Origin of the sequence: Bradyrhizobium sp. WBOS07 (assembly GCF_024585165.1) — a bacterium.
In the GTDB taxonomy this organism is placed as follows: Bacteria; Pseudomonadota; Alphaproteobacteria; order Rhizobiales; family Xanthobacteraceae; genus Bradyrhizobium; species Bradyrhizobium japonicum_B.
In genome coordinates this window covers 1,197,081-1,218,272 of the sequence record NZ_CP029008.1, presented here as the reverse complement: position 1 = coordinate 1,218,272, position 21,192 = coordinate 1,197,081, and the positions used below count along the sequence as shown (strand labels likewise).

General features: G+C 66.8%; 14 protein-coding genes. 2 read left to right on the top strand and 12 right to left on the bottom strand.

Annotated elements, in window-relative coordinates; genetic code table 11:
- Positions 1-105: 105 nt before the first annotated feature.
- From trxA to ubiE, 11 genes are all read right to left on the bottom strand, one after another.
- Positions 106-426, bottom strand: a complete 321-nt coding sequence (gene trxA, locus DCM79_RS05665) for a thioredoxin (protein WP_007598398.1) — start codon at positions 424-426, stop codon at positions 106-108.
- A gap of 69 nt (positions 427-495) precedes the next feature.
- The gene (addA, locus tag DCM79_RS05660; RefSeq protein WP_257179021.1) at positions 496-4,005 is read right to left on the bottom strand and encodes a double-strand break repair helicase AddA; all 3,510 of its coding nucleotides are present in this window, start codon (positions 4,003-4,005) and stop codon (positions 496-498) included.
- Positions 3,999-7,145 carry a double-strand break repair protein AddB gene (addB, locus tag DCM79_RS05655; protein WP_257179020.1) on the bottom strand — a complete coding sequence of 1,049 codons (3,147 nt, stop codon included), beginning with the start codon at positions 7,143-7,145 and terminating at the stop codon, positions 3,999-4,001. The genes addA and addB overlap by 7 nt, the downstream gene beginning before the upstream one ends.
- 313 nt (positions 7,146-7,458) lie before the next feature.
- Positions 7,459-8,181, bottom strand: a complete 723-nt coding sequence (locus DCM79_RS05650; protein WP_257179019.1) for a nucleotidyltransferase family protein — start codon at positions 8,179-8,181, stop codon at positions 7,459-7,461.
- Between the two features lie 118 nt (positions 8,182-8,299).
- Positions 8,300-8,617: a PilZ domain-containing protein gene (locus DCM79_RS05645; RefSeq protein WP_257179018.1), complete on the bottom strand. Its 318-nt coding sequence runs from the start codon at positions 8,615-8,617 to the stop codon at positions 8,300-8,302.
- Positions 8,618-8,704: 87 nt separating this feature from the next.
- Positions 8,705-10,237: a tRNA (adenosine(37)-N6)-threonylcarbamoyltransferase complex ATPase subunit type 1 TsaE gene (gene tsaE, locus DCM79_RS05640; protein WP_257179017.1), complete on the bottom strand. Its 1,533-nt coding sequence runs from the start codon at positions 10,235-10,237 to the stop codon at positions 8,705-8,707.
- Positions 10,234-12,738 (bottom strand): PAS domain-containing sensor histidine kinase, encoded by a 2,505-nt coding sequence (locus DCM79_RS05635; protein ID WP_257179016.1) that lies wholly within the window; start codon positions 12,736-12,738, stop codon positions 10,234-10,236. The genes tsaE and DCM79_RS05635 overlap by 4 nt, the downstream gene beginning before the upstream one ends.
- Before the next feature lie 205 nt (positions 12,739-12,943).
- A complete protein-coding gene (gene dut / locus DCM79_RS05630) occupies positions 12,944-13,402 on the bottom strand; it encodes a dUTP diphosphatase (protein ID WP_257179015.1) in 459 nt (152 codons plus the stop codon).
- Entirely contained in the window at positions 13,399-14,847 is a 1,449-nt protein-coding gene (gene coaBC / locus DCM79_RS05625; RefSeq protein ID WP_257179014.1) for a bifunctional phosphopantothenoylcysteine decarboxylase/phosphopantothenate--cysteine ligase CoaBC, read from the bottom strand. The genes dut and coaBC overlap by 4 nt, the downstream gene beginning before the upstream one ends.
- A gap of 56 nt (positions 14,848-14,903) precedes the next feature.
- Positions 14,904-16,478 (bottom strand): 2-polyprenylphenol 6-hydroxylase, encoded by a 1,575-nt coding sequence (gene ubiB / locus DCM79_RS05620; protein WP_257179013.1) that lies wholly within the window; start codon positions 16,476-16,478, stop codon positions 14,904-14,906.
- Positions 16,475-17,236, bottom strand: coding sequence for a bifunctional demethylmenaquinone methyltransferase/2-methoxy-6-polyprenyl-1,4-benzoquinol methylase UbiE (gene ubiE / locus DCM79_RS05615; protein ID WP_257179012.1), 762 nt, complete (start codon positions 17,234-17,236; stop codon positions 16,475-16,477). Before ubiE ends, ubiB begins: the two co-directional genes overlap by 4 nt.
- Before the next feature lie 81 nt (positions 17,237-17,317).
- Here ubiE and mutM point away from each other — a divergent pair, with 81 nt between their 5' ends.
- Entirely contained in the window at positions 17,318-18,217 is a 900-nt protein-coding gene (mutM, locus tag DCM79_RS05610; RefSeq protein WP_257179011.1) for a bifunctional DNA-formamidopyrimidine glycosylase/DNA-(apurinic or apyrimidinic site) lyase, read from the top strand.
- 131 nt (positions 18,218-18,348) lie between these two features.
- Here mutM and DCM79_RS05605 read toward each other — a convergent pair whose 3' ends face one another.
- On the bottom strand, positions 18,349-19,092 hold the full coding sequence (locus DCM79_RS05605) for a ParA family protein (RefSeq protein ID WP_257179010.1): 744 nt from the start codon (positions 19,090-19,092) through the stop codon (positions 18,349-18,351).
- Positions 19,093-19,328: 236 nt separating this feature from the next.
- Between DCM79_RS05605 and ggt the strand changes: the two genes are divergently transcribed.
- On the top strand, positions 19,329-21,008 hold the full coding sequence (ggt, locus tag DCM79_RS05600; protein WP_274069707.1) for a gamma-glutamyltransferase: 1,680 nt from the start codon (positions 19,329-19,331) through the stop codon (positions 21,006-21,008).
- Positions 21,009-21,192: the final 184 nt, after the last annotated feature.

Below are 21,192 nucleotides of genomic sequence, written 5' to 3'. Positions count from 1 at the left end.
CAGCAGGCAAGGGCGGGACTCGTCATACGCTGAACACGTCCCATCAACGCAGAACGGCCGGCATTTCGCCGGCCGTTGTCGAAAAAATTCTTAATCGCAGGTGGATCAGACCGCCGAGGTGATCCACTGCTGCAGCTTCGCCTTCGGCGCCGCGCCGACCTGGCGGGAGGCCATCTCGCCGCCCTTGAAGATCATCAGGGTGGGGATCGACATCACGCCGTACTTCGAGGCGGTCTTCGGGCTCTCGTCGACGTTGAGCTTCACGATCTTGACCTTGTCGCCCATCGCGCCGGCGATCTCATCGAGGGCGGGCGCGATCATGCGGCACGGGCCGCACCATTCGGCCCAGAAATCGACGACGACAGGGCCGTTCGCCTTGAGCACTTCGGCTTCGAAATCAGTGTCGGAAACCTTGCCAACGGCCATGGGAATACCTCGTTCGGTTGAAAGAGAATCGGCGCGACCTGGAATCGCGCCGGGGATCATGGCGTCAACCTATGAACGGCCCCTTGCCGGGTCAAGGACGCTCACGCTGAGATGAAGGGATGCCAGTGCCGCGTCCAGCGCGGGGGCTGAAATCTCCATATATTCAAGGGCCTCGGTCCAAAGCAGGACGGCCCGGATCGGGGTCTGGGGATAAAGCCGCGAGAGCACCGCCCGGTACAGCGCCAGCTGCCGGACATAGGCCGTGGGCGCCTCGCTGGCGCTCCCAGGCGCGGCCTGGTTGGTTTTGAAATCGACGATCAAGACCTCCTCCGGGCGAACGACCAGCCGGTCGATCTGCCCGGACACCAGGGCCGGCGGGCGGCCCGGCCGCTCCAGCCTGCCGGCGATAGCGACCTCCGCCCGGCTCCCGGCGGCGAACACCGGCGCAAAGCGCGGTTCGGTGATCAAAGCGAGCACCTTGTCGGCCAGCGCGGCGCGGTCGGCCTCGGTCCAGTCCGAGGCATTGCGCGCCATGAAGCCGAGCGCCGCCTCGCGCCGGCGGTCGGTGGCGATATCAGGCAGCGATTGCAGGAGACGGTGGACCAGCGTGCCGCGTTGCAGCGCCAGCGCGCGGGACTGCACCGATTCGCCGGAGCGTACGCTGCGGCCCTCCTCAGCCGGCTGACCGGACGGACGGACCAGGTCATCGTCGACGGTCTCGCGCGGTGCCGGCGTCCGCAGCCAGTCCGGCAGCGCGATCGTCTGCTGCACGGACGCCGCCGGCATGCCCAAGGTCGCGACATCCTCCGGGCGGGCGAAACGGGTGACCTTGCCGAGCGGCGTCTCGATCACCTGCTTGTCCAGGCCAGCGCCCGCGAGCCCGGTGTCGACCAGGTCATACCAGCTCAGCTTGCGGACCGTCTTCATGTTGCCGGGCATGCAGCCGCCGACGATCAGGCGGTCGGCCGCGCGCGTCATCGCGACGTAGAGCAGGCGGCGATATTCGTCCTCGGTCTCCTCGATCATCGCCTTGCGCGCTTCTGCAACCGGCTTGGGATCATCAGCCTTGCGTCCGGCCCAGACCACCACCTCGCCGCCATTGCCGCGCGGCACCTGAATCAGGCGCAGACGCTGGGAGTCCGCGGGCGACGACGTGGTGTCCACCATGAACACGACGGAGGCTTCGAGGCCCTTGGCGCCGTGTACCGTCATCACCCGCACCTCGTCGCGCGAGATCTCCATGTCGCGCTTCACCTCGGTGTCAGCCGAGCGCAGCCAAGCCATGAGGCCTTGCAGTGAGGCCGGCGCCTTGCGCTCGTAGTTCAGCGCCAGCTCCAGGAATTCGTCGAGCGCGTCGTTGGCCTCGTGACCGAGCCGGCGCAGGATGCGGGCCCGCCCGCCGTCGCCTCCGAGCAGCCAGGCATAGAACGCGAACGGCGTCTCCTCGCGCGCGCGCATCTCGCAGGCTTCGAGTCGGCGCAACACGGTCGCGAACTTCTCGCTCCCCGCAGCATGCTCGCCGAGCGCGCGGCGCAGCGATCCCTTGCGGCCATGGGCCAGCTGGAACAGGTCGTCGTCGTCGAGCCCGAACAGCGGGCTCTTCAGGGCCACCGCCAGCGCGAGATCATCCTGCGGCAGCAGCAGCGCATCGGCCAAGTTCATCAGGTCGATGATGCCAATATGTTCGGTGAGCTTGAGCCGGTCGGCGCCGGCGACCGGGACGCCTGCGTGCTTCAGCGCCTGGATCACGGCGTCGAACGCATTGCCGCGCCGGCGCACCAGGATCAGCATGTCGCCGTAGCGCAGCGGCCGGCGCTCGCCTTCGTGTCCCGTCAGCGTGCCGCTCTCGACCAGCCGCTTGATCTCGGCCTGGATACGGCGCGCAAGCTTGACCTCGGGGCTGGTGACGGCGACGCCGTCGAACGGGGCGCGCCAGCCCTCGATATCCTGCCTGTCCTCGGCTTCGGCGAGATCCCACAGCTCGACGACGCTCGGACCCGCATCGCTGAGGGAATTGTGCAAGGGGTGGCCGATGTCGATCGAATGAATGCTCTTGTAGATCGTGGGCTCGCGGAAGACATGATCGACCGAATGCAGGATCGTGGCACCCGAACGGAACGAATAGGTGAAGGCGACCGGGTCGAACTTCAATCCGGCGGCTTTGAACCGACGGTCCAGCTCTCGCTTGCGCTTGTCGAACTCGTGCGGGTCAGCGCCCTGGAACGAGAAGATCGATTGCTTCTCGTCGCCGACCGCAAACACCGTGCGGTTCAGCCCCTCGCGCGCGCCTTCTCCGGCCGTGAACTCCGAAATGATGTGCGCGACGAGGTCCCACTGCCGGGGGCTGGTGTCCTGGGCCTCGTCGATCAGCACATGATCGACGCCGCGGTCGAGCTTGTAATGCACCCAGCCCGAGGCGACGCGGTCCAGCATCGCCAGCGTCTTGTCGATGAGGTCGTCGTAGTCGAGCAGCCCTCGTTCCTGCTTCTCGCGGCGGTAGTTCGCGGCGGCGGCGGTCGCGATGTGCAGCAAGGCCTCGGTGCGATCGCGCATCGTCACTGCGCGGCGCCTCTCGATCAGCGCTTCGAGCCGTTGCGCCTCATTATCAAACAGGCGGGCGATAGACGGATTCAACTTCTCAAATTGCTTGGTTACCAGAGAGTCGCGGGGCTCAAGCTTCTCCGTGAGAAAAACGGTAAGATACTCGTCGACCTGCGCGCTGCCGCTAAATACAGTCGCTCCATGGAGACGGTCTGCCTGCTTCTGATCCGACTTGGTACCTTCTCTTAGTGCAAGGGCAATTGCGTCCCAGCGCGATCGCGGCAAATAGGGCCCGTCGAGGATCTCCGTCTCGACATCCTCGATGCGATCGCTCGCATCAACGCCCAGAACCGCAGCCATCTGCGCAGCAGCCGCTTCCGCGTTGCCGGCCTCGTCGGTCCACGCCATGAAATGATCGCGGCTGAGACAGGCCTCGCGCACGACTTCCTTGAAGGTGACGTCCGCGGCGCTCGCCATCGCGGTCAACAAGGCGCGGCCGGTGACGCTGTCCGGATCGCGCGCAGCCTCCAGCAACACCTTCAGATTGGCGCGCTCCATCATGTCATTCTGGTCGCGCTCGTCGATCACGGCGAAGCGCGCGGGAACGTTGGCCTCGAACGGAAATTGCTGCAGCAGGCGCGTGCACAGCGCGTGGATGGTCTGCACCTTCAAGCCGCCCGGCGTCTCCAGCGCGCAGGCGAACAGTTTTCGCGCGTCGCGGCGCAGCTTTGCATTGGGATGCGGGATGCCGACGGCGCGGATCGCCGCGTCGAGCGCGGCGTCATCCAGGGTCACCCAATGCCCGAGCGTGGTGAACACGCGCTCGGCCATGTTGGCGGCGGCCGCCTTGGTGAAGGTGATGCAGAGGATCTTTTCCGGCGGCACGCCTGATAGCAAGAGGCGGATCACGCGCTGCACCAGCACATGCGTCTTGCCCGAGCCGGCATTGGCCGACACGAAAGCCGAGGCGGTCGGGTCCGAGGCGCGAGCCTGCCGCGCGCGCACTTCATCCGGGATGGGGCGGGGCGCCTTCACCATTCCTCGATCCCCAATCCGCCGGCCGCTGACCATTCCTTGATCCGGGCGAGGTCGTCATAGGTGCCGTAGCGGTTCGCCCACATCGGCAGGTTCAGCGATGTGTAGGGCTGGTTCTCGTCCTCGAAAGCACGGACCAGCGCTTCCAGCTTTGCGCGCGCTTCCGCGGCGGCCGTATCCGGCGGCTGCGGTTCGTCGCCCTGCTTGTATTTGAGCTCGAGGATGCGCTCCTCGCCCGGCGGGTTGTTGCCGCTGAGGCGGACATAGACGAGTTGGCTCACCGACGAACCCGCGTCGATCTCGGGGAAGCCGCCTTCGCGCAGGATCGCCGCCTCCAGCGTCAGCTGCGGCGACAGGCCCATGCGGACCTGCTTGCCGGTCGGCGGCTGTCCGGTCTTGTAGTCGAGGATGGCATAGCCGCCGCCCTGGCGCCGCTCGATGCGATCGGCGCGCGCGGACAGATGGAAGGTGCGCGCGTTGTCGAGCCGGATCGAGATCTCGCCGCGGGTCTCGGCCATGATCGCCTCGATCGCATCCCGTCGCGCCGTCTCCCATTCGCCGAACCAGCGTGCGATGCGCTGGAAGCGCGGCCACCACAACGCCCGCGCCTCGGGGCGCTCCATCAACGGTGCGAAATGCTTCTCGCCGATCGCGCGCAGCACCCGGGCGGGATCATCAGGCAGGCGCGTCGCGTAGTGTTCCGTGAACTCGCCGATCGCCTCATGGATCGCCGAGCCGCGGTCGGCCGCCGAGAGCGGCATGTCGACCGGATCGAGCGCATCCAGCCGCAGAATGTGCTTTGCGTAAATCGTGTAGGGATCGCGCAGCCAGTCCTCGATCGCGGTCACCGACATCTTGAGCGGGCGCGTCGCGCGCGGCGGCCGGGGCTCGGGCTGCTTGATCGGCTTGACCTCGGCTGGCTGGTCCAGCGCGCCCGCGAACTGCACGTATTTTTCACCGGCCTGGATCGCCGTGGTCCAGAGATCATCTCCCGCGACCGCCTCCAGCCGGTGCAGGAAACGCGAAGCCACCGCCGGCGCGCCGCCGGCCTTGGCGGAATGGGTGAGGATCACCTCGTCGCCGCCGAGCAGTTGCGCGAAGTCGTGCGCGGAGAGGCCGATGCGGCGCTCCGGCAGGTCGAGCCCAAGCTCATGTCGCATCGGCCGGCTCAGCCAGGGATCGATGCGCGGCGCCGGCGGCCAGACGCCTTCGATCAGGCCGCCGACGATGATGCGGTCGGCCTGCATCAGGCGCGACTCCAGCGGGCCGTAGATATGCAGCCGCGCGCCTGGTCTGTCCGGCCGCCGCACCGCGCGATCACTGAACGCGGTCTGGAAGACGTCCGGATAGTCCGCTAGCTGCACCATCAATCCGCTGATCGTGCCGCCGCGCAGGAGATCATCGAAGGCGCTGGCGAGCGCGAGCCCCTCGCGGTCCTCGAAGGCGAGCGGGATGCCCTGCTCGTCGCGCGCCAGCTCGATCATGATCTCGCGATGCCGGTGCGCGAGCTCGGCGAAGTCGTAAGGCTTCGATGACGCCATGCTCTCGATCGGCGCCAGCGCTTTTTGCAGGGCATCGATCAGGCCCTGGATGCGATCGAGATCCTCGGCCTTGAGACGTGCGCGCGGCTCGGCGCGGTGCAGCGCGGAGGCCTCGCTCCGCCACAATTTTGCGAGCTCCTCGCGGAAGCGGTTGAATTCGCGCAAGAGGCCGGCCGTGCCGGCAGGCGGCCGCGTGCCGCGCAAGACCGCCAGCTCGAGGCCTTCGATCGCCGCCTTCCACGCGCCGGGCGCGCGGCCGAGCCGGCAGAGCGGATGCTTCAGCAGCGCCAGCAGCGTCGGCGGCTCCAATCCCTTCGTCGCCGCCTCTGCCGCAAGGCGTGCGAAGATTCCGGCGGAGGTTTCCATCAGGACGTCGCCGCCGGAATCGTCGAAACCGAGGCCCCATCGGCTGAGCGCGGCCATCACCCGTCGCGCCAGCGCACGGTCGGGCGTCACCAGCGCCGCCGTCTTATCGAGATGCCTCGCTTCGCGCATCGCAATCGCGATGGCGAGAGCTTCCATTTCGGGATTGGGAGCTTCGACGACCGCTAGCCTCGTCATGCCGCCGGCGATCTTTGCGGCGACATCCGGCTGCTTCAGCCGGTCGTGCCAGACTTCCGTCTTGGCGGAGGGCCGCATCGATTCGGAGGCGAGCAGGTCGCGGCCGCCTTCGGCCGGCGGCTGAAGAATCTCGACGTCGCTGCGCTTGATGCCGAAGCGCTGCAGCAGCGCGTTCATGGCATATTGCGGATGGTTGGAGGCCGGAGGCTCCGCGAATTTGCCAAGCGCATCGCGCACGCCGCCGATCGTTCGCCAGGAATCCTCGTCGAGATCGGTGTTGAGGCCGGGCAGCACCACGGCGCCATGCGGCAGCGCCGCGACTGCGTGCAGGAATTTCGCGGTGGCCGGCATCGAGCCGGTCGAGCCCGCCGCGATGACAGGCCCGTTCGGATGTGCGGTCAGCCGTTTGGCTTCCGCCGCGATCAGGAGATCGCGCCGCGCCGCCGGCTCGATCCGGTTGATTTCGGCGAGATGACCGGGCCAGGCGATGCGTGCGATGCGCAGGAACTCGAGCGAGTGCTGCCAGTAGCGGTCGAGGTTATCAGGCACGAGGCCGTCGAGCGCGTTCCAGTCGACGCCGCGCGTGACCATGTCGTCGATCAGGCGCGCGAGGTCGCCGGCGAGCGCAAGCGTCGAGGCGGGGCCGCCGACCACCAGCGGCGCCAGCACCGGGCCCTTGGCCCAGGCCGCGACGAGCTGCGCCAATGTCAGTCGCCGTTCGAGCTCGCCGAGCCGCGGCGGAATGTCGAGCGGCGTCGCGCCGGAGAATTGCTCGCCTTCACCAGCGAAAGCGAGCTCGTCCTCGTCGATGTCGCCGAGCGCGACGATGCGCGGCAGCACCACTGCGTCGGCCTTCATCTCGTCGAGGAAGATCTCGCGGACGACGCGCATGGCGCGCCGCGTCGGCAGGTACAGCGTGGCATCGGCAAGCCGCGCCGGTTCCTTGCGCGCCTCGAACCCCTCGACCAGGCGGCCCTCGAGCAGGGCCGTGACGACCGTGCGCAGGAACGGAACTGAGATGGGAACGCTGAAGACGCGCATGAGCTGCCTGATTCGGAAGATCAGGCAATATAGGGAGGCGGGATCAAATGGTCATGGGTGGAGGGGAGATAGTCCCCGCTGTTCGCGAGGCTGGACAGGTGTCATCATCCGCGAAGGCGGATGATCCAGTATTCCAGAGGCGATGGAGTTTGACCCGAGAGGCCGCGGCGTACTGGATGCCCCACCTTCGCGGGGCATGACAGTCTCATATGGTGGGCAAAGCGAAGCGTGCCCACGTTTTTGGCGATCGAGAGAGATGGTGGGCACGGCGCAGGGGCGCCTTTGCCCACTCTACGGCACCATTTGCGTGGCTCTAGGCCACGCTCTCCAGAAACGCCTCTTCCGCGGCATGCACGGCATCGGGCGTGCCGACATGCATCCAGACGCCGTCGAGGCGGAGGCCGAACAGCCGCTCCTGCTCGTTGGCGCGGTCGAACATCCTGGTCAGCGAGAACTCGCCCTTCGGTGCGCCGTCGAAGATCGATGGCGAGAGGATCGCCGCGCCGGCATAGACGAACGGAACGATCTCCTTTTCCTTGCGCTTGCGCAGGGCGCCGTCGGGCAGCATGCCGTAATCGCCGCGGCCGCTATAGCCGATGCTGGTCGCGGTCGGCGCCATCAGCAGCAGGATGTCCATGCGCGCGGGATCGAAGTTTTCGGCGAGCCGCGTCAGGTTCGAGCGCACGCCGTCGATCCAGAGCGTGTCGGAATTGACGTGGAAGAACGGGGCATCGCCGAGCAGCGGCAGCGCCTTGACCACGCCGCCGCCGGTGCCGAGCACCTGGTCGCGCTCGTCCGAGATGGTCACGCGCGGATGCTGGCGCGATGAGACGTGGTCGATGATCTGGTCCGGCAGATAATGCACGTTGACCACGGCCTCGGTCACGCCGGCCTGGCCGAGCTTGTCGAGCACGTGGTCGAGCAGCGGCTGGCCGGCCACCGGCACCATCGGCTTCGGCATCTTGTCCGTCAACGGACGCATGCGCAGGCCGAATCCCGCGGCGAGCACCATGGCTTTGGTCGGTTTGACGGACATCCTTCGCTTTCTCAGACCATTCGCGTTCGCAGCAATCCTAACACGAGGTTCGATCGGCCGCATCGCATCTCGACCGCCTTAGCCAACGGCCGTGACGGTTGTACGACGGGTGTTGCCGTCATGCCCCGACGGCTGTGGAACGGACCTTTTTCTTCTTCTCACCCACCTTGAGGAAATTGACGCCGATCTGGTCGCCATTGAGCCAGGCAAGCTCGCAGCGCCGGTAGGCCAGGCCGGTCGACGACAGTAGCAAAAAGAACTCTTTCAGATGCAGACCCTCGACCGAGCCGTCGATGGTCAGCTTGGCGCCGCTGTCGGAGACGTCCTCCATGGTGCATTCGCGCCGCCAGGTCCCGTCGATCCCCATCATCTGGGCCGGAATCCCGCGCTCGAAAATCACCCGGCTGTTGCCGCGCTGATCCGCTTTCGCCGCCATCTGCCTCGCTCCAGCCCGTAGTTTCCCGGCTCCCTCGGCGCCAGAATAGCGACATCTTGGCTAACGGCCGGTAAATCGGGCCACGAATTAGACCTGTGGCGGACTTTGGGGCGGCGGGACGTTGGCGAGATACCAGTCGCGCAAGGCGCCCAGCGCGGGATGGGCCAGTGAGCGCTGGAGATAGGTCCAGATCCGCGGCTGGTGGCGCAAATAATGCGGCTTGCCGTCGCGGCGGTTGAGGCGGGCGAAGGTGCCGAGCAGGCGCGTGTTCCGCTGCGCCGACATGATGGCGTAGAGTTCGGCGAAGCCGGCCGCATCAAAACCGGCATCGGCTGCGCGGCGCGCCTTGATGTAACGCGACAGCAGCGTCAGCTCGATGTTTTCGGGGACGTCGATGCGGGCGTCCTGGAGCAGCGACACCACGTCGTAGGATTGCGGCCCGAGCACCGCGTCCTGGAAATCGATCACGCCGACGCGCTCGATGCCGGTGCGATTGCCGAGCCAGATCAGATTGGGCGAATGATAATCGCGGATGATCCAGGTCCGCGGTGCCGCCAGCGGCTTCTTCAAGAGCTCGCGCCACATCGCGAAGAGCTCCGCGCGTGCCGCCTCGCTCAGCGCTGCGTTGCGGTCGGGCAGATACCATTCCGGCATCAACCCGATCTCGATCAGCATCGCCTCGATGTCGAACACGGGAATGGCATAGGTCTGCCCGTCGAGCGGCAGCGTCTCCGGCAGCGTCTTGCCGTGCAGCGCCGCCAGCACGTCGGCCGCGACCTCGTAGCGCTCGACGATCGGGCGCGGCGGATCGCCTTCGATCACGCCTTCGCTGCCGAAATCCTCCGAGATCAGGAAGCCATGGTCGAGGTCGAAATGGTGGATCGCGGGCGCCGAAAGTCCCTGCGCACGCAGGCCTTCGTCGACGGCGACGAAGGGCGTGACGTTCTCGGCGAGATGCACGGCCGCGCTGTAGGATTTTCCGTTGTAGAGCGCAGCGCCATCGGGGCGCTGCGGGGAGTTCATGAGGATGACGCTCTCGTCGTCGCGTAGCAGCCGCGCGTAGGAGCGGGTCGAGGCATCGCCGGCCATGCGCCTGCGCGTCGCATCCATGTAGCCGGACGTGTCGAGGAATTCGCGCAACGCCTTCAGCCGCGCGACGACGGCCGCACCCTTGCCGGAGCCGGTGATGTCGGCGGCGCGTGCGCTCGATCCCAGCGCCGGCCGGTGCGTCAGCGCGATGTCGATGCGGTCCTGCGGCATCGCCGATGGCGCGCGCTCCGGCCATTCGATCAGGACCAGCGTGGCATCGGGCAGCGGCGACAGCCCGATCTCCTCCAGCTCGCTCTCGTCCTCGACCCGGTAGAGATCGGCATGCAGGACCGGGAAGGGCGGCAGCTCGTAGCCTTGCACCAGCGTGAAGGTCGGGCTCGGCACCTCCAGCTCTTCGTCGCCGGCGAGGTAGCGGATCAGGCTGCGCGCCGCCGCAGTCTTGCCGGCGCCGAGATCGCCGGTGAGCGTGATGACGTCGCCGGGGCCGACCAGCAGCGCGAGGTCGGCCATCAATTGCGCGGTGGCCGTCTCGTTGTGGAGCGCGACGGAGAGCTTGGTGGGTTCTGTCATTCGGCGGCGTCGCGATGCGCCGCCTGGTCGGTCGGGAAATCGCAGATCACGACCGTGCCGCGGCCGACGATCGAATCCACCCGCACCTTGCCGCCATGCAGCTCGACGAAGGAGCGCACCAGCGACAGGCCGAGCCCGGCGCCGCGATGACGCGAGCCCTGCGAGCGGCTTTCGAACCAGTTGAATACCTTGTCCTTCATGTCGGCAGGTATTCCAGGGCCGGAATCTGTCACGGTGAAGACCACGCTGCGCTCGGTGCGCCGCGCGCTGATGCCGACGGTGGAATCCTGTGGAGAAAACCCGACGGCGTTGGCGAGGAGGTTATAGAGCACCTGCACCACGCGCTTCTCGTCGCCGACGAAGCTGCCGACATCGGGCGCGATCTCGACCTTGAGGCGGATGCGGTCGGTGGCGAGCCGGTCCTGGATGCCCTCGGCAGCGAGCTCGATGGCCTTGCTGACGTCGACTTGCCCGAGTTCCAGCTTCATCGCGCCGGCGTCGATGGTGGCGAGATCGAGGATGTTGTTGGTGAGCGCGAGCAGCGCATTGGTCGATTTGGTGACGTAGTCGAGATATTCGGCCTGCTTCGGCGTCAGCGGCCCGGTCGAGGGATCGCTGAGGAAATGCGCGAAGCCGATGATGGTGGTGAGGGGCGCGCGCAGCTCGTAGGAGACGTGGTGGACGAAATCCACCTTCATCTGGTCGGCGGCCTCCAGCGCCTCGTTGCGCTCGCGCAGCGCGCGCTCGACGTTCTCGGTGTCGGTGATGTCCTGGAACGTCAGCATGGTGGCGCCGTCGGGCAGCGGCCGGATCATGCCGTCGAGCACGCTGCCGTCCTTGCGCTCCAGCTTGAGCGGGACGTCGGCGCGGTTCTCGATCGAGGTGATGGCCTCGCGAATCTGGCGCCAGACCGCGGGGTCGTCGAACAGCTGATGGCACCAGGCTTCCACGGTCTGGACGTGCGGCTCGTCGCGCATGGCATCGCTCGACAGCTTCCACATCCGGACGAAGGCCGGGTTGAACAGCTGTGCCTTGCCGTTGCTGCCGAACACCGCGACGCCCTCGGCGAGGCTGTCCAGCGTTTCGCGCTGGACGCGGATCAGGCCGTCGAAGCGGCGGGCGAGGTCGAGGCTCTCGGTGACGTCGTCGAACAGATAGGTGACGCCGCCTTCCGGGTTCGGCGTGGTGACGACCGAGAGCGCGCGGCCGTCGGGGAGATACCAGGTCTCCTTCGCGGTCTCGACCGCGCGATAGGCTTCGTGCAGCTTGGCCTTCCAGGCCCGGAAGTCCGGCTGCTCCGGCAGCTTGCGCGCGGCACGAAGCTGGTCGAGCACGCTGGAATCGTCAGGGTTGGCGTCGAGGAAGCTGCGGTCGAGGTCCCACAGCCGGCGATAGGAATCGTTGTAGAAGGCAAGGCGGCGCTGGCCGTCGAACACGGCAACGCCGGAGGAGAGCTGGTCGAGCGTGCGCCGATGCGCCTCCGCCATCCGCACCAGTGCCGCGCTGAGCCCATCCGCCTCGCTGGCATCGATGGCGACGCCGACGCTGCCGCTGCCGACATTGACGGCGCGCACGTCGAAAATGCGGCGCTCGCCGCCGATCACGATCGGCAGCCGCGCGTTGAAATTGGTCGCCTCCTTCAGGCCCCGCTCCATCGCGCTGCGGTCGGCGCTGTCGAGCAGCTCGAGCTTGCGCTCCTGTGCATCAGTGACGCTGTTCGCCTCGGTCGCACGGACATAGGCCGGATTGGCGTAGGTCAGCGCGCCGTTCTCGCCCTTGGCCCAGATCGGCCAGGGTGCGGCGGCGGCAAAGCCGCGCAGCATCTCGGTCTCGTCGGAAAGCGCGTTGTAGCGCAGATTGGTCTCGGCCAGCTCGCGCCGCAGCCCCGAGAGTTCGCGAATCCGGACGATGGCCTGGCCGCCGATGGCGCGGCCGATCGCTTCCAGCGTATGGCCGTGCGCGGTGCTCAGCGTCAGCTGGAACCCGTCGCCGCGGTCACGCAGGGCATCGACGGCATGGTCCATCTGCAGTGCCGGTTCCGGCGGCAGCCAGGTTCCGAATGCGAGCACGCGTTGCGGCGAGGAATCGCGCGGCAGCACCATCGAGATGTCGCCGGAGATCTGGGCACGATTGTCGCCGGCCGGCCAGGAGATCAGAATCTGCGGCTCGGCGAACAGCAGCGCGCCGAAGCGGTCGGCCTGGAGCTGGAGTTCCCCGATCCGGGCGCGCAGCCGCGCCTCGTTTTTCGCCGTGCGCACCCGCGTACGCATCAGCAGGATCGCGGCCATCACCGAGAAGCCGAGCAGCGCCAGCGCGGTGGCGAGCACCGCGAGTTCCTGCCGGTTGAAATCCAGCATGATGGAGAGGGTTTCGATGAGGTCGGCGGCCTCGGCCGGCGCAGCCGGCAGCAGCGCTGCGAGAGCGCCTCCCAACAGGCCGTTGCGCGCAAGCGATGTGCACGACAGCAGCGTCCGACGCATCGACCCGATCACGCCTGACATAGTTGCCCCAAGACCGCGGAGTTCAAGACCGCACGAATTTGCGCGCGGCGACCCCCGTCGCGCGCGAATCAAAAGACAATACCCCCACCGTGACTCCGCCGGTAAGAGTCCAGATCGTGAACGTAAAAGCGGTCCCGAAAAAATGCCGGGCGCGTGTTCCGGCCTCACGTGATTCTGCGGATGATTCGGTTGGGATCGCCGCGCGCTAGCGCCCGGTCGAGCCGAAGCCGCCGGTGCCGCGATCGGTGGCCGACAAGGTGGCGACCGGAACCAGCGCGGCCTGCACCACGGGCGCGATCACCAGCTGGGCGATGCGCTCGCCGCGCTTGATCACAAACGGTGCCGCGCCGTGATTGATCAGGATCACCTTGATCTCGCCGCGATAGTCGGCGTCGATCGTGCCCGGCGAGTTCAGCACGGTGACGCCGTGCTTGGCGGCCAGTCCCGAGCGCGGCCGCACCTGCGCCTCGTGCGCGGGCGGCAAGGCGATCGCAAGCCCGGTCGGCACCAGCGCGTATTGGCCCGGCGCGAGCGTCAGGGGCGCGCCGTCCGCCACCGCCGCCATTAAATCGAGCCCGGCGGCTTCCGCGGTCTGATAGGCCGGCAGCGGCAGGCCTTCGGCATGGGCCAGCTGCTGCAGTTCGACGGTGATCTCAGTGCTCAAGATGCCGGCTCCCGGGATTTGGTCACGCTTTTCGCGATATGCGCGACCAGCTCGATGGCGACCTGTTCCTTGGTCATCACCGGCCAGGAATCAACCGTAATCTCGCCGTCCTTCGCACCGTTCTTGCGGCTGAGCAGGTGGACCGTGTTGCGATCGCCGCCCATGACGCCGGTCGTGGGAGAGACGTCGTTGGCGACGATCCAGTCGCAGCCCTTGCGCGCGAATTTGGCTTTGGCGTTGTCGATGAGGTGCTCGGTCTCGGCGGCAAAGCCGATCACCAGCGGCGGGCGCTTGTCGGTCAGCTTGGAGATCGTGGCGAGGATGTCGGGGTTCTCGACCAGCTGCAGCGGCGGCATGCCGGCGGAAGTCTTCTTCAGCTTCTGCTCGCCCTCGTTGGCGACACGCCAATCGGCGACAGCGGCGGCGAAGATCGCGATGTCGGCGGGCAACGCGGCCTGCACCTGCTCCAGCATCTCCCGCGCCGATTCGACATGCTTGACGGTGACGCCAGCGGGATCGTCGAGATCGACCGGGCCGCTCACCAGGATCACCTCGGCGCCGGCGGCCTGCGCGGCCGCGGCAATGGCAAAGCCCTGTTTTCCCGAGGAGCGGTTGGCGATGTAGCGCACCGGATCGATCGGCTCGTGCGTGGGGCCTGCGGTGATCAGCACGCGCTTGCCGGCGAGCGGCTTTGGCACCGGCGGACGCAGCAGCCGTTCAGCGGCATTGGCGATCTCGATCGCCTCGGACATCCGGCCGATGCCGGCCTCGCCCGCCTCCGCCATCTCGCCGGAATTGGGCCCACACAGCACCACGCCGTCGCGCTGAAGCTGCGTGACATTGCGGCGCGTGGCCGCATTGCTCCACATCAGCGGATTCATCGCCGGTGCCAGCAGCACCTTGCGGTTGGTCGCGAGCAGGATGGCGCTGGCGAGATCGTCGGCATGGCCATTGGCCATCTTCGCCATCAGGTCGGCGGTGGCCGGTGCCACCACGATCAGGTCGCAGTCGCGCGCGAGGCGAATGTGCCCGGCGTCGAACTCGCTCTGCGGGTCGAACAGGTCGGTATAGACACGCTCATGCGATAGCGCGCTCACCGCCAGCGGCGTGACGAATTGCTGTGCCGCCTTGGTCAGCACGCAGCGCACCTCGATGCGGCGCTCCTTCAGCCGGCGGATCAGGTCGAGTGACTTGTAGGCGGCGATGCCGCCGCCGATGATCAGGGTGACGCTGGCTTCGGGAACGGCGCCGGTGCGCTGCGGCGTCGGGGCGGCGGATGCGGCCGGCGGCGCCGAAAACGGCGTCAGCGGCTCCTCGCGGCCCTCGATCAGCTCCCGCAGGATGACCCGGACCTCCTCCTCGACCGATCTGCGGTTCTTGGCCGAGCGCAGCCGCAAATAGGTTTTGACGGTGTCGTCGAGCTTGCGGATGGTCAGGCTTGCCACGGCGCCCTCCAGCACGAAATGATAGCGATGCTATCATTCAAGTGATTGCAATGCAATCACAGATTCCGGACGGCGATCAGGATTCCAATGAAGGTCGCGGCGATGATCCAGAGCGCCACGGTGCGCCAACGGTTCTTGCGGCCCTCGCTACGGCCCATCGCGGCGATGCTCTCCGGCGACAGCCTGATGCCGTCCCGCGTCATGGCTTCGAGCTGCTCGAGCACCTTCACCGACCGCTCGGCGATCTCAGGCAGGCGCATCAGCACGCGCGCCAGGTCTCCGGTCCCGGCAAGCGCACCCTGCACCCGACCGACGGGTCCGAGATTGCGCTCGATCCATTCGCGCACGACGGGATCGGCGACCTTCCAGATGTCGAGCTTGGGATCGAAGCCGCGCGCCACGCCTTCAACCACGACCATGGTCTTCTGGAGCAGGATCAGCTCGGGCCGCGTTCTCATGTCGAACAGGCCGGTGACCTCGAGCAGCAGCGCCAGCAGCCGCGCCATCGAGATCTCTTCCGCCGTGCGGTTGTGGATCGGCTCGCCGATGGCACGGATGGCCTGCGCGAAATTCTCGACCGAGTGATGCGCGGGCACGTAGCCCGCCTCGAAGTGCACCTCGGCGACGCGGCGATAATCGCGGGTGATGAAGCCGAGCAGGATTTCGGCGAGGAAGCGCCGCTCCTTCATGCCGAGCCGGCCCATGATGCCGAAATCGACCGCGACCAGACGGCCGGCGTCATCGAGGAACAGATTGCCCGGATGCATGTCGGCGTGGAAGAAGCCGTCGCGCAGCGCATGGCGCAGGAAGCTCTGGATCACCTTGCGGCCGAGATCGGGCAGGTCGACGCGCGCCTCTTCCAGCCGCTTGTGATCGTTCAGCGCGATGCCGTCGATCCACTCCATCGTCAACACGTTGTGCGTGGTGCGGTCCCAGTCGACGGTCGGCACGCGGAAGTCGGGATCGTCGCGCGTGTTCTCCGCCATCTCCGACAGCGCGGCCGCCTCCAGCCGCAGGTCCATCTCCATGGCGACCGAGCGCGACATGGTGTTGATGACCTCGATGAGGCGCAGCCGCCGCGCTTCCGCCGAGTAGGTCTCGGCCTTGTGTGCGACGAAGAAGAAGTCGGAGAGATCGCGGCGGAAGCGCGCGGCGACGTTTGGTCGAAGCACCTTGACGGCGACCGACTTGCGGATCCCGTCTTGCAGGACTTCGCCGCGATGCACCTGCGCGATCGAGGCCGCCGCAACCGGCGGGCCGAATGTCGTGAAGATGTCCTTCAGCGGCCGCTCCAGCGACGTCGCGATGGCGGCCTCGGCTTCGTCCTGCGGAAACGGCGGCAGGCGATCCTGCAGGCTTTCGAGGTCGCGGGCCATCATGACGCCGACGACGTCGGGGCGCGTGGCCAGGAATTGCCCGAGCTTGAGATAGGCCGGGCCCATCCGCGTCAGCGCACGCGAGATTCGCGGGCCGTGCTTGGCGCCGCGGCGCTCGACGAGGCGGGCCAGCTTCAGCGCGAGCTGTCCCGGCGGCGGCACCAGGCTCGGATCGACCGAACCGAACACGCCCTCGCGCGCGAACACGAACGCGGCGCGGATCAGGCGCGAAATGTGGGTGAAGGCAGAGATCACAAACGCCAGCCCGAATGCAGTGCGACGATGCCGCCGGAGAGTGTCTGCCAGCCGACGCGGGCAAAGCCGGCGTCGCGGATCATGTCGGCGAAGGCGGCAGGCTTGGGAAACTTGCGGATCGATTCGACGAGATATTGGTAGGATTCGGCATCGCCCGTGACCATGCGGCCGAGCGGCGGGATGACCTTGAACGAGAACAGGTCATAAAGACGATCGAGCCCGGGCATCTCGACGGTGGAGAATTCCAGGCACAGGAAGCGGCTGCCGGGCTTGAGCACGCGATAGGCCTCACGCAGCGCCAGGTCGATCCGCGGCACGTTGCGAATGCCGAAAGCGATCGTATAGGCGTCGAAGCTGCGATCGGCGAAGCCAAGCGCCTCGGCATTGCCCTCGACGAAATCCACCCGGGTGTCGAGATTCCGCTTGACGGCGCGCTCGCGGCCGACGGCGAGCATGTCCGCGTTGATGTCGCAGACGGTGGCATGGAAGCCGGTGCCGGCCGCCTTGGCGGCGCGGAACGCGATGTCCCCGGTGCCGCCGGCAACGTCCAGCAATGCGAACGGCCGGTCGCTTCTCGGCGGGTCGAGCGCGGTGATCATGATGTCCTTCCAGACCCGGTGCAGGCCGCCGGACATCAGGTCGTTCATCAGATCATAGCGCGACGCCACGCTGTGAAACACGTCGTTCACCAGCGTCTGCTTGTCCCCGAGCGGGACATCCTTGAAGCCAAAATGCGTGGTTTCGCCCGGCCGATCCATTACTCTACTCCACAGGGCGGACCATAGCGCGCCCGCCGCAATGGCGCTATCACACCGCCCTCATAAGGTGAATGCCTGACCATGCCTGAATTGCCCGAAGTCGAGACCGTCCGCCGCGGCCTTCAGCCCGTCATGGAGGGCGCGAAGATCCTCAAGGCGGAGGCTCGCCGGCCGGACCTGCGCTTTCCGTTCCAGCCGGATTTCGTGGCCCGGCTGCAGGGGCAAGTCGTCACGGGGCTCGGCCGCCGGGCAAAATATCTCATGGCGGACCTTGCCTCGGGCGATGTGCTCCTGATGCATCTGGGCATGTCGGGCTCGTTCCGTGTCATCAAGCCGGACAACGGTGCCGTGCCTGGCGAATTTCACTATCCGCGGGGCAAGGACTCCGCGCACGATCATGTGCTGTTTCGGATGTCCTCCGGCGCCGACATCGTGTTCAACGATCCGCGCCGCTTCGGCTACATGAAAGTGATCGCGCGTGGCGCGCTCGAAGACGAGCCGCTGCTGCGCGGCCTCGGCCCGGAGCCGCTCGGCAACGAATTCGACGCCGCGATTCTGGCGCGCGCCTGCGCCGGCAAGACCACCAGCCTGAAGGCGGCATTGCTCGACCAGCGCGTGGTGGCCGGGCTCGGCAACATCTATGTTTGCGAGGCACTGCATCGTTCGCATCTGTCGCCGCGCCGGATCGCCGCGACGCTCGCGACCAAGGGCCGCAAGGGCATCGGCGGAGGCGAGCCGACCGATCATGCGAAGCGACTGGTCGGCGCGATCCACACCGTGCTGAACGACGCCATCAAGGCCGGCGGCTCGTCACTGCGCGATCATCGCCAGACCTCCGGCGAGCTCGGCTATTTCCAGCATTCGTTCAGGGTTTACGACCGCGAGGGCGAGACATGCACGACGCCGGGCTGCGGCGGCACCATCAAGCGCTTCACCCAGAACGGCCGGTCGACCTTCTGGTGTCCGAAATGTCAGAGGTGATGATCGGGCACGAAGACGTCTTCCCAAAAACGCGAAGCGAAGCAATCCGGCCGGGCTGGTGACCGGATTGCTTCGTCGCTGGGGCCCTTCCGGATGGTGAAGGGCCAGCTGTCGTCCGAGCGATGCCCCGCTCAGGACGCCAGTGTCGTGGTCTCGTCCGCCGCAAGATCGGCGGCGACATGCAGCATGTCGTCCGCGGCCGACATCACCTGCTCGATCAGGGCATTGGTCGTGGCTTCGAGCTCGAGCCGGGCCGCGATCCAGCGCCAGAGGCCGCGGATCTCGTCCGCAGACTTGCCGCCCGGCGCGAACTCGCTCACGGCAAGGCCGCTGGCGAGCGCGTCCTGGTGATCATTGCGCATCGCGATCAGCGGGCGCGCGAGCACCTCAGCGAGATCGAGCGACGCTTCCTCGGCGAGCGCGCCCGCGGCGTTGTCGATGCGCTGGCCGCGGATCGGCGTCTGGTTCAGCACGAAGCTGTAGGGCCGCTTCCAGGCACGCGCGACGCTGAGCGTCGAGACCGTCGCCTCGATGTCGGCGACGCTCGGACGGGCCGGGATCAGGCAGAGATTGGAATGGCGGATCGCAGCGGTGGTGGCGGCGGACAGGCCGGCGGCGGTGTCGACGATCGCGAGCTGCAGGCCGCTGTCAGCCAGCATCTTCAGGCGCGGCGCGATGTCGGCGGCATGGTAGATCGGCTCGACGACGAGATCATCGGCGCTGCGGCGGCGCTGCCAGTTGGACAGGGTGCCCTGCGGGTCGGTCTCGATCAGGCGGACGGTGAAGCGGGCCTGCTTGGCTGCGAGCGCGAGGCCGATGGCAAGCGTACTCTTGCCGCTGCCACCCTTTTGGGTAGCCAGTACGATCGTGTGCATGTGAGATCAATCCTTTGGAGTGCTTGGGTCAGGAATACGCCACGCGAACGTGCATCGATCTCGATGCTGAGCTCTTCTCGCTCAGGACGTGCCGGCCCGATCCAAAGGGGGATCGCGGAGGTCCGAATCAGCAGTAACGATGATGGCGAAATAGGGAATGCCAGCTAATCCGTACCATTACTGGACCAGTAGTCGTACGTGTGATGTGCTCGCTGCCGTGATGGAAAGGGCAGGCGATGAGAGGCAACTGGCGCGACCGGACCACAACCACCTTTGACTGCCAGAAGATGCCGACGGTCTCGAGCCGCGGCATGGTGGTCAGCAACCATCCCTTGGCCTCCAGCGCCGGCGCGGAGATGCTGGCCGCCGGCGGCAATGCCATCGATGCCGCGATCGCGACCCTGTTCACGCTGACCGTGGTCGAGCCGATGATGGTGGGCATCATCGGCGGCGGCATGACACATATCCGGCTGGCCGACGGTAGCCACCGCTTCATCGACGGCCAGAGCACCGTGCCCTCGGCCGTTCGCGACACCGCCTACACGTCGAAGCCCGGCTCGGCGCATGACGTGTTCGACACCGTCGGCGACGAGAACCTCAACGGCCCGAAGGCCGTCGCGGTGCCGGGCTCGCTCAAGGCCTGGTGCGAGACCCTGCATCGGTTTGGCACCATGAGCCTCGCCGACGTGATGCAGCCCGCGATCAAATATGCGGCCCGCGGCTATGCGGCGACGCCCTACTTGCATGAATGCATCAGCGAGAGCGCCGTCGAGATGCGCAAGGACAAGCCGATCGCGGCGATCTATCTGCCCGATGGCGAGCCGCTGAAGGTCGGCGAGCGCGTGGTGCAGGCCGAATATGCCGAGACCTTGCGCTATATCGCCGATCATGGCGAAAAAGCTCTCTACGAAGGGCCGCTCGGCGATATCCTCGTCGACTACATGGAGAAGAACGGCGGCTTCATCCGCCGCAATGACCTCACGGCTTACAAGACCGTCGAGCGGCAGCCGATCCGCGCCGATTATCGCGGCTGGACCATCCTTGGTCCTCCGCCGCCCGCCGCGTCCGGCGTGCACATTGCGCAGATGCTCAACATCCTGGAGGGCTATGACATCGGCGCCCTCGGCTTCGGCACGTCAGAGACGATCCACTATCTCGCCGAGGTGATGAAGATCGCTTTTGCCGACCGCGCTGCGGCCAGCGGCGATCCTGATTATGTCGGCGTCCCCGTGGAGAAACTGACCTCCAAAGCCTATGCCGAAGAGCGCCGGCGCGCCATCGACTCCGTGCGGGCGCAGAATTGGGGCGCCGGCGTGTCGCAGCTCGAAGGTGCCCACACCACGCACATGACGGCGGTGGACGCTTTCGGAAACGTGGTCGCGACGACGCAGACCATCAACAATCTGTTCGGCGCCAAGATCATGATCCCGAGCTTAGGGGCCATTGCCAACAACTACATGAACCTGTTCGATCCGCGACCGGGCCACGCGCTCTCGCTGGCACCGGGCAAGCGTGTCACCACCTCGATGTCGCCGATGATGGCTTTGAAGGGTGGCAGGCTGCGCTATGCGCTCGGATTGCCCGGCGGCAAGCGCATTTTTCCGAGTGCGATGCAGGCCCTGGTCAATCTGATCGACCACGGCATGAGCCTGCAGGAGGCCGTCGAGGCGCCCAGGGTCTGGACCGAGGGCAACGCGCTCGAGGTCGAGCAGACGGTGCCGCAGAGCGTGCGCACCAAGCTCGAAAGCCTTGGACACGCGGTGCAGCCCGTTGCGACGGTCGCAGGCGGCATGAACGGCATCGCTTTCGACGACGACGGCACCATGACCGGGGCCGCCTGCTGGCGTGCTGACGGCACGCCAGTCGGGATATCGGGTGGTCTCGCGCGGAGTGGCATCAGATTCAGGTTGGGCTAACCGGGAAATTACAAGACCGGTTCGCGCGCCCGTCGAGGCCACTGAAGTTGTCCAATCCCCCGCGGACGCCATCGCCGTTCAGCGTTTGGCAGTTCTCGGACTGCCGCGGCATTATTCGAACAATGGCCTTTGCCGGTGCACATCGACGTCACCTCGGACCCGATCCCCTGCGGATGACGGCATG

Bases quoted from the DNA above. Each gene is read 5' to 3' on its own strand.
- trxA (WP_007598398.1), bottom strand. From the start codon at position 426: ATGGCCGTTGGCAAGGTTTCCGACACTGATTTCGAAGCCGAAGTGCTC.
- addA (WP_257179021.1), bottom strand. From the start codon at position 4,005: ATGGTGAAGGCGCCCCGCCCCATCCCGGATGAAGTGCGCGCGCGGCAG.
- addB (WP_257179020.1), bottom strand. From the start codon at position 7,145: ATGCGCGTCTTCAGCGTTCCCATCTCAGTTCCGTTCCTGCGCACGGTC.
- DCM79_RS05650 (WP_257179019.1), bottom strand. From the start codon at position 8,181: ATGTCCGTCAAACCGACCAAAGCCATGGTGCTCGCCGCGGGATTCGGC.
- DCM79_RS05645 (WP_257179018.1), bottom strand. From the start codon at position 8,617: ATGGCGGCGAAAGCGGATCAGCGCGGCAACAGCCGGGTGATTTTCGAG.
- tsaE (WP_257179017.1), bottom strand. From the start codon at position 10,237: ATGACAGAACCCACCAAGCTCTCCGTCGCGCTCCACAACGAGACGGCC.
- DCM79_RS05635 (WP_257179016.1), bottom strand. From the start codon at position 12,738: ATGTCAGGCGTGATCGGGTCGATGCGTCGGACGCTGCTGTCGTGCACA.
- ubiE (WP_257179012.1), bottom strand. From the start codon at position 17,236: ATGGATCGGCCGGGCGAAACCACGCATTTTGGCTTCAAGGATGTCCCG.
- mutM (WP_257179011.1), top strand. From the start codon at position 17,318: ATGCCTGAATTGCCCGAAGTCGAGACCGTCCGCCGCGGCCTTCAGCCC.
- DCM79_RS05605 (WP_257179010.1), bottom strand. From the start codon at position 19,092: ATGCACACGATCGTACTGGCTACCCAAAAGGGTGGCAGCGGCAAGAGT.
- ggt (WP_274069707.1), top strand. From the start codon at position 19,329: ATGAGAGGCAACTGGCGCGACCGGACCACAACCACCTTTGACTGCCAG.